The 12,151-nt window shown below is 43.4% G+C and carries 10 protein-coding genes; 8 read left to right on the top strand and 2 right to left on the bottom strand.

Going from position 1 to position 12,151, the window contains the following annotated elements; translation table 11 throughout:
• Position 1: 1 nt before the first annotated feature.
• Positions 2–2,074: a glycine--tRNA ligase subunit beta gene (glyS, locus tag VB077_RS12960; RefSeq protein ID WP_323415666.1), complete on the top strand. Its 2,073-nt coding sequence runs from the start codon at positions 2–4 to the stop codon at positions 2,072–2,074.
• Positions 2,075–2,190: 116 nt separating this feature from the next.
• On the opposite strand, the gene VB077_RS12955 is transcribed toward glyS, so the two are convergent.
• Together VB077_RS12955 and VB077_RS12950 are read right to left on the bottom strand one after the other, a co-directional pair.
• Positions 2,191–2,643 (bottom strand): DUF6773 family protein, encoded by a 453-nt coding sequence (locus VB077_RS12955; RefSeq protein WP_323415665.1) that lies wholly within the window; start codon positions 2,641–2,643, stop codon positions 2,191–2,193.
• A complete protein-coding gene (locus tag VB077_RS12950; RefSeq protein WP_323415664.1) occupies positions 2,633–2,842 on the bottom strand; it encodes a helix-turn-helix transcriptional regulator in 210 nt (69 codons plus the stop codon). The genes VB077_RS12955 and VB077_RS12950 overlap by 11 nt, the downstream gene beginning before the upstream one ends.
• 361 nt (positions 2,843–3,203) lie before the next feature.
• Here VB077_RS12950 and VB077_RS12945 point away from each other — a divergent pair, with 361 nt between their 5' ends.
• The 7 genes from VB077_RS12945 (at position 3,204) to VB077_RS12915 (ending at position 11,859) form a co-directional block, all read left to right on the top strand.
• Entirely contained in the window at positions 3,204–3,845 is a 642-nt protein-coding gene (locus VB077_RS12945; protein ID WP_323415663.1) for a helix-turn-helix transcriptional regulator, read from the top strand.
• 15 nt (positions 3,846–3,860) lie between these two features.
• Positions 3,861–4,682: a pyruvate, water dikinase regulatory protein gene (locus tag VB077_RS12940; protein WP_323415662.1), complete on the top strand. Its 822-nt coding sequence runs from the start codon at positions 3,861–3,863 to the stop codon at positions 4,680–4,682.
• Positions 4,675–7,326 carry a pyruvate, phosphate dikinase gene (gene ppdK, locus VB077_RS12935; RefSeq protein ID WP_323415661.1) on the top strand — a complete coding sequence of 884 codons (2,652 nt, stop codon included), beginning with the start codon at positions 4,675–4,677 and terminating at the stop codon, positions 7,324–7,326. The genes VB077_RS12940 and ppdK overlap by 8 nt, the downstream gene beginning before the upstream one ends.
• A gap of 160 nt (positions 7,327–7,486) precedes the next feature.
• On the top strand, positions 7,487–7,630 hold the full coding sequence (locus tag VB077_RS12930) for a DUF3955 domain-containing protein (protein WP_323415689.1): 144 nt from the start codon (positions 7,487–7,489) through the stop codon (positions 7,628–7,630).
• Positions 7,631–7,804: 174 nt separating this feature from the next.
• Positions 7,805–8,416 (top strand): metalloregulator ArsR/SmtB family transcription factor, encoded by a 612-nt coding sequence (locus VB077_RS12925; RefSeq protein ID WP_323415660.1) that lies wholly within the window; start codon positions 7,805–7,807, stop codon positions 8,414–8,416.
• Positions 8,417–8,691: 275 nt separating this feature from the next.
• A complete protein-coding gene (locus VB077_RS12920; RefSeq protein ID WP_323415659.1) occupies positions 8,692–9,318 on the top strand; it encodes a TetR/AcrR family transcriptional regulator in 627 nt (208 codons plus the stop codon).
• Positions 9,319–9,426: 108 nt separating this feature from the next.
• Positions 9,427–11,859: a PEP/pyruvate-binding domain-containing protein gene (locus VB077_RS12915; protein ID WP_323415658.1), complete on the top strand. Its 2,433-nt coding sequence runs from the start codon at positions 9,427–9,429 to the stop codon at positions 11,857–11,859.
• The last annotated feature ends 292 nt before the right edge of the window (positions 11,860–12,151 follow it).

Raw genomic sequence — 12,151 nt, 5'->3', positions numbered from 1 at the left:
GATGGCAAAGGATTTTTTGTTAGAAATAGGAACTGAAGAACTCCCCGCTAAATTTGCACCCGGGGTGCTGCAGCAGCTTAACGAGAAAGCCCGCAAACAACTCCAAGAACTGCGCTTAGATTTCTCGGAGCTGAAGGTCTATACAACGCCACGCCGGATGGCGGTTTTGATTAACGGTTTAGCCGAAAAACAAACCGACTTATCGGCTGAAGTGAAAGGACCTGCGGTAAAAGCGGCTTATGATGCACAAGGTAGTCCAACCAAAGCGGCTCAAGGATTTGCCCGTGGACAGGGCGTAGATCCCAAAGACCTTTTTGTTCAAGATTTGAATGGGGTTCCCTATGTTTATGCGCGCAAATTTGAAGCAGGAAAACCGGCCGCAGAACTCTTGGCTCAATTTTGTTTAGACCTTATTAACGGATTGCATTTTCCCAAACCGATGCGCTGGGCTGATCTCGATTTCCGGTTTGCGCGTCCGATACGTTGGATTGTTGCGCTCTTTGGCACAGAAGTGATTCCTTTTGAATTCGTCGGTTTATCCTCCGGCCGAGTAACACGGGGACATCGGACATTGGGTCATGATCTTGAATTGAAGGAACCGGCAAATTATGTTGAAGATTTACGCCAAGTCTATGTCATGGTTGATCCGGAGGAACGGGAAAAAGTGATCTGGGATCAAATTCAAAAGTTGGCTCAAGGGGCAGGCGGAACAGTCGATGAAGACGCTGAGCTTCTCGAAGAAGTAATGCATATCGTAGAGTATCCCACCGCGTTGATGGGCAGAGTAGCCGATAAATATATGAAACTGCCTGAGGCTGTGATTACAACCCCGATGAAGGATCACCAGCGTTATTTCCCTGTTCGCAGTCAAGACGGCAAACTGCTGCCCTATTTTATCACCGTTCGCAATGGCGGAACGCATGCGTTAGATAAGGTTCAAGCAGGGAATGAAAAGGTATTGAAAGCGCGTTTGGAAGATGCGGCTTTCTACTATCGCGAGGATCAGAAGCAGCCTTTGGCTGATTTGGTCGGCAAACTCGATAGAATTGTCTACCATGATAAGCTGGGAACAGTCGGTCAGCGTGTTGAACGGATTCGCGGACTTGCACAGACCATTGCCGAACAACTGAATCAAAATGAAGAGAAAAAATCACAGATCGATCGGACAGCTCTTTTAGCGAAGGCCGATCTTGTCACTCAAATGGTTTATGATTTCCCTGAGCTTCAAGGGATCATGGGTGCAGAGTATGCAACCTTAAGCGGTGAACCTGAAGAGGTTGCGACCGGAATTTTAGAGCATTATCAGCCTCGCTTTGCCGGAGATGCACTTCCCCAATCATTAACCGGTCAGGTGGTCAGTATCGCTGACAAACTCGATGCGATTGTCGGATCGTTTGGCATTGGACTGCAGCCGACAGGCTCCCAAGACCCGTATGCCTTGCGTCGTCAAGCCCAAGGGGTTGTAGGAATTCTCCTTGACGCAGACTGGAATATTTCCTTGGAGAAGCTTTTTGCGGCTTCCTATGAAAGCTTTAACCGTCAAGGGGTTAAACTTGAACCCTTAGCCGATATCCTCCCCGCGCTTCAAGATTTCTTCCTGCAGCGCTTACGCTATGTTCTCCAAGAACAAGGCTTCCGTTATGATGCGATCGATGCCGTTCTGGCAAATGCCGGTGACAGCATGACCCGTACCGCCAAAAGGGTTTCGGCGCTTACCGAAAAACGGGAGACTCCGGAATTTACGCCGTATGTTCAAGCCTTTATTCGCTGCTTGAACCTGAGCAAAAAGGCTGAAACTCAAGCCTTGAAGACCAAGGATTTAGTGGATCCGGCTGAAATTGCGCTTGCCGAAGCGATAACACTTCGCAAAGAACGCTTCGACAATCTTGTAATGATGGGGGATTACGATCAGGCTTATCAGATTGCTTCGGAACTTGTCCCGTTCATTGAAAAACTTTTCGAAGCGGTCATGATCATGGTTGAAGATGAAAAACTTAAACAAGCCCGCCTGGCGCTCTTAAGTGAATGTGTGGAAATGCTTGGCTGCCTGGGAGATTTAAGTGCGTTGGCTTAGTGAAAATGGGGCTGTCGCAAAACCTATGGTCGTGTAGTTTCGGGTCTTTTGGAATAGTCCATAATTATGGGCGCATGAAAACGGGACTGTTTTGCGACAGCCCCGTTTCTTTACCCTCAATTTTCGTTATCGTCATCAAATTCTTTTTCGTAGAGATGACCTCGGTGCTGATTAAACTTATTGGCCACTCCATAAACGACTGCAAATAGTACGAAAAACACAGTGATGGATATTGTAGACTTTTGCCAGTCATACGCTGCCGATTCCTTAGCGGAGTTAATGATTAATAATGCGGAAGTCATCCCAAGGACAATGATTACTTTAAGCAGATTTTTTAGCGATTGTTTATTGCCCTGCTTACTATAAATACTGACTTTCATCATGTGCATTCTTATTAATTGATACAGTGGGGAAAGGATCAAGATCAGATATTCTGTGATACAATCCCTGAGTTCCATGTGAAATACCAATACTTTTATACAAAAAGATAGGGCAGCGCAATATAAAATAATAACGGCCAGTTCACGCCCAATTTTATTTTTGGCTTGTTCAATTCGTTCATCCTTCATATTCATCATCCTCCCAAAAAATATCATTCAGTGTTTTATTCAATGTTTTACATATCGCAATACATAATTTTAATGATGGGTTAAATTTACCGGCTTCAATCATTCCGATCGTCTGTCGGGTCACACCGACTGCTTCTGCCAACTGCTCTTGGGAAATATCCAACATCGCCCTTGCTGATTTCATTTTAAGATTCTTCAAACCCTTACCCCCTTCAATTACAAATTATATAGTATAATATGCCGTATGTAAAGTATAATTTGCATAAGGTTAAAGATAGTAGTTAATAATAGTGATGATATCCCCGCCTCTGGGGTTATATCACAGTATAATTTAAGATAAAAATAAAGATCATAACCGGAATAAAAGGTTTGTACTGCGCATAAAAATATTTTTATATTGAACAAAGTATTGCAGGAAATATTGAAATAGTGTGGAATAATTATGTGTTGATCTTTTATTAGTATGTCACATTTATACTGAAGCTCAGCATATATTTGTAACCACACCTTCGAATGAAACAAGGAATTGAAGTAAAGTATAAAGAATGAGGTGAAGCGGGTTGGAATTGTCGGAACGTCAAGTGCGCATTGTCGAAATAGTAAAGGATTCGAGTCCGATTACGGGCGAACAAATCGCAGCAAAGTTGGACTTGACGCGAGCCACCTTGCGACCCGATTTAACGATCCTAACGATGGCAGGAGTTTTGGAGGCTCGTCCAAGGGTCGGCTACTTTTATCGGGATAAGCGTGAACCTTCCGCTGTATTAGTAAAATTACGTCAGCTGCGTGTAGGGGATTTTAAGTCTATACCGGCCGCGATTCGAGCGGATATGAGCAGCTATGATGCGATTGTCACCATGTTTACTCAGAATGTCGGAAGCCTTATTGTGGTCTCAGAAGATCAAGCGCTTTTGGGTATGATCTCCCGTAAAGACTTGTTAAAAGCGGCCTTAGGAAAAACAGACCTTCAGCAAGTGCCGGTGGGTGTAATCATGACACGAATGCCCAATATCATAATGACAACGTCCGATGAACCTGTGCTGGAGGCTTCGAAGAAGATAGTTCAGCACCAAGTGGATACTTTACCCGTAGTAGACGTATTTATCGATGAGCATGGGGATGAGCGATACGAAGTTGTCGGACGTTTTACCAAAACAAATGTGACGAAGATTTTAGTCCAAATAGGAACATTGGGCCAATAGTGTGGAGGTGCACGAGTGACAAAAGAAATGCCAGTGATTTATGTTATCTCGGATGCTTTGGGAGAAACAGCGGAATTTGTGAGCAGAGCCTCGGCAGCGCAGTTCAGCGGAGTCCGGACGCGGATTCGGTTGGTCCCTCATGTGCGTGATGAGTCTCATATCGACGATATTATAGAAGAAGCAGTTCAAGATCAGGCGATTTTAGCCTATACTTTGGTTATGATTAATTTACGCAATTACCTTGAGGAGAAGGCTAAGGAAAAAAATCTGAGAACAGTGGATATTCTAGGTCCGCTTATGAAGCTGCTCTCCGAGGAAACAGGCTTAGAACCCAGCAATATTCCTAATATTACACATCGTTTGGATGAAAGCTATTTCCGCAAAGTTGAAGCGGTCGAGTTTGCTGTTAAATACGATGACGGTAAAGATCCTCGGGGTGTGCTATTTGCAGATGTTGTTCTTATCGGTGTGTCCCGTACCTCAAAAACTCCGTTGAGCATGTACTTAGCCCATAAGGGAATGAAGGCCGCCAATATACCACTCGTCCCTGAGGTTGCGCCACCCCAGGAATTGTTTGAGGTCTCGCCCAAGAAAGTCATCGGCTTAACCTTAAGACCCGACTCCTTAAATGAGATTCGAACAGCCCGTTTGAAAACTTTAGGCTTAGGAGCATCCGCTGATTATGCCAGTTTGGAACGCATCATGGAAGAATTGGATTATGCCCGCGGAATTATGCGTAAAATAGGATGTCCGATTATCGATGCCACAGGAAAAGCTGTTGAAGAAACAGCTGCCATCATATTAGAAATTTTGTATAAGGGGGAGCGACATGTTTAAGAAATATGTTTACTTATTCCGTGAAGGGAAAGCCTCAATGCGTGATTTATTGGGGGGGAAAGGCGCAAATTTAGCGGAAATGACCAATATTGGTCTACCTGTTCCTCCGGGATTTACAATTACGACGGAAGCCTGCAATGAATATTACACGACAGGGGGTCAATTCCCCGCAGGACTTTGGGAACAAATTGCTCCCGCCTTAAAAAATATCGAAGAAGCTACAGGGAAGACCTTTGGGGATCAAAAGAATCCGCTGCTTGTTTCGGTTCGTTCCGGAGCAAAATTTTCAATGCCGGGAATGATGGATACCATTCTTAATTTGGGCTTGAACGACCAAACCGTTCAAGGTTTGGCTGAGTCCACCCAAAATGACCGTTTTGCCTATGACAGCTACCGCCGTTTTATCCAAATGTTCGGAAATGTAGTGCTCGAAATTGAGCATCATTACTTTGAGACGATTTTGGATGAAGCAAAGTCCAAACAAGGGGTAACTTATGATTCCGAGCTTTCAACCGACAGCTTAAAATGGGTTGTCGAAGCGTATAAAAAATTGATTCAAAAAGAAACCGGAAATCCTTTTCCTCAAGAGCCGATGAAGCAGTTAGAACAGGCTGTTCTTGCAGTCTTCCGTTCTTGGAATAATGATCGTGCTATTGTTTACCGGAAAATCAACGGCATCCCCGATGATATCGGAACAGCAGTTAATGTCCAGTCCATGGTTTTCGGGAACATGGGCAATGATTCCGGTACCGGGGTTGCCTTTACACGGAGCCCATCCACCGGAGAAAAAGCGCTCTACGGTGAATATTTAATGAATGCTCAAGGTGAAGACGTCGTTGCCGGAATTCGTACCCCGCAGCCGATTAAGTCCCTTGAACAAGAAAATAAAGCAATTTATGACCAGTTCGTCGAGATTTCTTCACGCTTAGAAGGTCATTACAGAGATATGCAGGATATCGAATTTACGATTGAAAAGGGTCGTTTGTACTTCCTGCAAACACGTAACGGTAAGCGTACGGCTCCGGCTGCGATTCGTGTGGCCGTTGAGCTTTGCCGTGAAGGGGTAATTTCCAAAGAGGAAGCCGTTGTACGGATTGAACCCGGTCAACTCGACCAACTTTTGCATCGTCGTATGGATACCACCGCGAAGCTCGAGGTTCTTGCCAAAGGCTTACCGGCCTCGCCCGGAGCCGCCTCCGGAAAGATCGTCTTTGATGCGAACGAGGCAGAGCGTCTGGGTCATAACGGTGAAAAAGTCATCTTATTGCGTACGGAAACAACGCCTGATGATATTCATGGTATTCTTGCTTCTCAAGGAATTCTGACCAGCCGCGGAGGAATGACAAGCCATGCAGCTGTGGTTGCCCGTCATATGGGAAAACCTGCGGTCTGTGGTTGTGAAGCCCTCAAGATTGACTATACTGAGCATACGGTTACGATTGATGGCGTAGCTTATCCAGAGGGAACCGTTCTTTCTATTGACGGTGCTACAGGACGAGTCATCAAGGGTGCTGTCCCGATGATTGATCCGGAACTCAGTGATGAATTTAAACAATTGCTCGTTTGGGCGGATGAAATTCGTAGCCTTCGCGTCTTAGCTAACGCCGATAATCCGAAGGATGCGCAAAAAGCGCGGGATTTCGGTGCTCAAGGGATTGGACTATGCCGTACGGAACATATGTTTATGGACCCCGCGCGGATTCCGATTGTCCAAGAAATGATTCTCTCACAATCGCTCGAGGAGCGGGAAGCTGCTCTGGCGAAGCTACTGCCGATGCAGGAGGAAGATTTCTACGGTATTCTCAAAGCGATGGCTGGTTTGCCTGTTATTATCCGTTTGCTTGATCCGCCGCTCCATGAATTCCTTCCCGATCTTGAAGACCTAGTTGTTGAAGTAACCAAACTTAAATTGACAGGCGCAGATCCGAAAGAACTCCATGAGAAGGAAGCTCTTTTAAGAAAGGTTCGTGCGCTTGAAGAACTGAATCCGATGCTCGGACATCGCGGCTGCCGTTTAGGCGTCACATACCCTGAAATTTATGCGATGCAAGCTCGGGCTATTTTCCAAGCTTCGGCTCGACTGGTTAAGGAAGGCTATGAAATCCATCCGGAAGTCATGATTCCGCTGGTGATTCATGTCAAAGAATTAGAATCGCTGCGCAAGCTAACCGAAGAGACGGCGGAAGCAGTGATAAAAGAGCAAGGCGTTACCTTTGCCTATAAAGTAGGAACAATGATCGAAGTACCTCGGGCTGCTTTGACGGCAGACGAAATCGGAAAGGTTGCCGACTTCTTCTCCTTCGGTACGAATGACCTTACGCAAACGACATTAGGGTTCTCGCGTGATGATGCCGAAGGAAAATTCCTTCCCGCCTATCTTGATCAGAAGATTTTAGCGCAGAATCCCTTTGCCGTAATCGATCGCAGCGGTGTAGGGAAGCTCATGAAAATGGCTGTTCAGCTTGGGCGTGAAGCAAATCCGGGCATTGAGCTTGGAATCTGCGGTGAACATGGCGGCGAACCGTCTTCCATTGAGTTCTGCCACCTATTGGGCCTTGATTATGTTTCATGTTCCCCGTTCCGTGTACCATTAGCTCGTCTGGCTGCGGCGCAGGCCAAAGTTAACAACCCAAGGGAAAAATAATTAGTGCTTATATAGCTCGAAAGGCCTTATATACCAAGGACTTGAGAGATTAAGTAAAAATAAAGCGAGGGTATTATTTCTTAGTAGTTTAAGAGATAATGCCCTCTTTTTTATTGGTTTCTTGTATTATGGATAGCTCAAAAGTAAAGAAGGAGAAGCTATAGGTGCAAAAGTTTTGCCGGATGGGACATTGGTTGAGCCATTCGCACTAATACCAATCGGATATATATTTGTTTTAATGTTTATCATTTCACTTATATGTAACTTTGTATTTTTGAAGAAGTACAAAATTAGCACTAAATAAAATGAGCGCAATGCGGATTTAAGTAGTTCACAATATTTATTTTACTGAGACTTGACAACAAATCTAATTAGACTATACTCTAATTAGATATTTGTGAAACTAGATTATTTACTTTTTTCACGACTAACCCTATGTATAGCATATTCCCAAGGACTAATTAGAGGAGGGGAACGATTGCAATTAAATCGAATTGTTAGTTTTCATAAGGCACTAGCTGATCCTACACGTATCCGCATTCTGGCTATTTTGGCGAAAGGGCCTCAGCATGGTCAGTACCTTGCAGAGCATCTCGGATTAACTCCCCCAACGATTACTTACCATATGGCAAGACTTCGTAATGCAGGCCTTGTGAAAACGAGACGGGAGAAGAATACGATTTATTTTTATTTAGAGGAGTTGACATTACAACGCGATGCTCAGGCCACGGTAAATGTCATTTTTCAATCGGTCAAAAATACACTCAGCGGAGAAGAATGGGGGTCGGAAATTTTGGATACTAAGCAAGAAAAGGAACGAGAGGCCGTTCTCAGGAATTTTTTCACACCAGATGGTATATTGAAACAGATTCCTGTTCAACGAAAGAAAAAAAGATTTGTTTTGGAAAAGATGTTAGAGGGATTCGTGGTTGGACGAAAGTATTCGGAAAAAGAGATTAATGAGCATATCAAAACCTTTCATCCTGATTACGCCACCATTCGGCGCGAGTTCATTATCAACCACTATATGTATCGGGACAATGGGATCTATGAAATGAACCCTCCGGAATTATGGGGAAGCGGGGATTAAGAAATAGAAGGTATTAGCACTAAAATTCGTTTTGATGTTAAGTGCTAATACCCTTATTTTTTTGTGTGAAATTAAAGTATGAGGTTCAATATTACAGATGTTCCTGATGCATGTACTTCTGGTATTTTCTCTCCATTTAATGGTTAATTCATGTTCCCTTGGATGAATGTCTGAGGGGATTTTTGTTTAGGAAGAAATTATCCTTTTGTATTTAATAATAGTATGAGATAATTAAATAGAGGACATCACTATTGAATTGAGGAGGGGTCATACATATGATTGAAGATAACTCAATCCGGCGCTCTTACAATAGTCCTTTGCGCTCACAGCAGTTAAAGATTACTCGGGAAAAAATTATGCATGCAGTTGCCGAGTTAATTAGCGAAGGATATATATTAACCTTCAGTATAAAAGATGTGGCAGAACGTGCCGGAATTTCTTATGGTACAGTCTATCGTCATTTCCCAACACGAGAATCGCTTTTGAATGGCCTTTATGAATTTGCGACTGAAGTTTTGGAACAGGATTTTTCTTTGAAATCCTTCGCATTTGATGAGTTATCTGAAGTTATCAAAAAGACAGGAGAAGTATTCGAGAGAAGCTCTACTATTCTACAGGCTTTTACTATGGTATTGGCAACCAACAACATTCAACCCCAGAGCAGGCGCAAACGCGATCAGAAATACTTAGATATGGTTAAGAAAAATGCCCCTTTTTTGCCTGCAGAAGCAGCAAAACAGGCGGCAGCAATTATTGCTCATCTTCACAGCTCACTGACTTGGGTCACACTTCGGCAACGATTTGACTTAGGTGCTGAAGATACTGCAGATGCATTAGAGTGGGTTTTAAAATTGACCATACAAGACTTAATACAGAGAAATGAAGTATACAAAAACCAGTAGGAGTTTTTTTCAGTAATAGTGATAATGTGGACTAATCTGGCCTAATCTGGCCACATTCAACCTCTGGTATAGAGGAATTAGGAGATATTCGAAGAGAGGTGGGGAACTATGGAACAAAGTGTTTACTTTTTCAGCGAATTGAAAGCGGAGCAATTAGTTTTAGCAGGGGGAAAAGGGGGTTCGTTAACGAAGCTCTATCAGAGCGGTTATCCAGTACTAAATGGTTTTGTAATTATGCCCTCAGCGTTTAAAAATGACCAGCTAATTTCGGAGGCTCAGGTACAAGCGCAGGCAGCCCTAAACAAAATACGGAAAGATAGCATTGGCATTTCCTTTGCTATCCGGTCATCGGGATTAGCCGAAGATTCGGCTCAAGCTTCTTTTGCCGGACAATTTGACACAATGCTAAATGTACATACGGATGATGAAGTCTGGGAAGCTATTCGTGCTGTACGCCTTTCGCGGCATAGTAAGGAGGTACGGGCTTATAGTGAGGTAAAAGGGATAAACGCAAGCCAGGAAATGGCTGTGGTTGTTCAACAGATGATACAGGCAGATATTTCAGGAGTCCTATTTACCGCAAATCCTGTTACGGGCAACTGGAATGAAATGTTAGGCAACTTTGTTTTTGGTTTAGGTGAAGAACTTGTTTCTGGAAAAACGACTCCATACACGTTTACTTTAAAACCAGCAACAAAAATGGGGAGTAAAGATAGTTACGATGGTCCGAGTGAGTTGAATCCATATATTAGTGAACTGACTAAATTAGGCAGTCAGCTGGAAAAAGAATTTGGCTATCCGCAGGACATAGAATGGGCGATTGCTGGAAATAAAGTATATGTGCTGCAGTCTCGTCCGATAACAACGTTGAAAGGGCACAATCCTGCAACGGGAGAGTGGAATGACAGTAAGAATGGTTGTTACTTGTGGTCAAACGTAAATTTCGGTGAAGCGATTCCTGAAGTGATGACACCGCTCACATGGACTGTTCAAAGGAACATATACGAGTCAACCTGGAAATTGCTTCCCGGATACCAATCGTCCGGAAATATTGGCGGAAGGATTTATCTCAATTTAAGTATCTATGCCTCAGTTTTACACAGTTTAAGGATGAGCAAAAAAGACATATTACGTTTTTTCGAAGGAATATTATATACCCAGATTCCTGAAAACATGGAGATACCGGTTATCCAAGTTTCCAAGAGAGCGACAATCTCTTTTATTCTTAATTTAATCAATAATATTATTAAAGAGACGATGGCTCTTCGAAAAGTTCACCATTTTTTAGAAACCAACCCACACTGGTGTAAGAGTATGCAAGAAAAGATCCTTGCCTGTGACAGTAAGGAACAATTATTTCTAATGTGGGGAAATGAGATATTTCCGCACCTCCAGAATACGGTATGGTATGTCATGGGCAGTGTTGCTCAATCAGGGGATACCATGAAGTTACGCAACGAGTTGACTAAATTAGTAGGAACAGATGACGCGGATACACTTATTTCTGGCCTGAGTACAGATTTTGATGTTAAAAAAGGTTCAAATCTGTTAGCAAGTCTTGGACCGGTACTGGGTATTTCTAAGTTAGCAAAGGGTGAGATGAGCTACGCTGAATATATGGCGATTTACGGACATCGCGGACCCAATGAGTTTGAGCTATCAATTCCTCGACCGATCGAGGATTCAGAATGGATCGGCAAGCTATCAGCCCAATTTGAAAAATCACCAATAGATGTAGAAGAATTATTACTCAATAAACGTACTGAGTGTGATGCGGCTTGGAATCGTTTGGAAAAGAGCAATCGAAAGAAAGCACTCAGCATACGTCGTCGTATTAAAAAAGTTGCTCAAACAGCTCGCAACCGTGAAGCGATTCGTTCTGAATACGTTCGGGATCGATGGGTAGCGCGCACGTTTGCTCTCCGCGCCGGGCAATTAATAGGTATCGGAGAAAATATCTTTTTTTTAACTCTCAATGAGATGTTAGATATACTTTCAGGTAAAGAAGAGGCGTTGAAGTTTATACCCGATCGAAAAGAAGCCGATCGAAAGTATAGGGCATTGCCTCCCTATCCATCGATAATATGCGGCTATTTCGATCCGTTTCAATGGGCTGCAGATCCTAACCGGCGTAATGATATTTATGATTCAAGACATTCTACACAAATATCCGCATATGCTGCCACAAATGATTCCAAGCGAAATGTTATAAAAGGTTCTGCTGGATCTGCGGGGCGAATTGAAGGTGTAGTTCGCTATCTCAAAAGCATAGAGGAAGGGAAACAGCTGGAAAAGGGCGAGATTTTACTTACTTCCCAAACGGACATTGCTTGGACTCCCCTCTTTCCTCGTGCAGCAGCAGTAATCACTGATGTGGGAGCGCCACTCTCACATGCAGCTGTAATTGCTCGTGAGTTGGGCATTCCAGCCGTTGTGGGTTGTGGTAATGCGACGATGTATTTACATACGGGTGATCGAGTGTATGTCGATGGCGGAGAAGGTGAAGTTACGATTTTAGAGAGTGTTACAGGACGAGAATAAGCTCTTTATTGATTATGCCGATTTGTTGTAAGGGTATTGGAACTTAATTTGATTTAAGTTCCAATACCCTTATTTTGTAAATAGCTGCATTTTCGAATACGAATAAAAATGGCTCTTTGGCGCACTTAAGCAAGGAATCAAGTTTTAAGCCAGAAGATGGGTATTATGATATGACTAGCAATTGGAAGCTGATAATAGCGGATTGTCAAGAATGTTTCGGTAGAAAGCTCACTTTGAAACCACCATTTTTTGCCTTAATTAAACGATATTTATCTTGACGTAGAATCTTTTT

It is taken from the genome of Desulfitobacterium sp. (genome assembly GCF_034927245.1).
GTDB lineage: Bacteria > Bacillota > Desulfitobacteriia > Desulfitobacteriales > Desulfitobacteriaceae > Desulfitobacterium_A.
The sequence above is the reverse complement of the archived record's forward strand: the minus strand, read 5'-3'. Positions and strand labels throughout refer to the sequence as shown.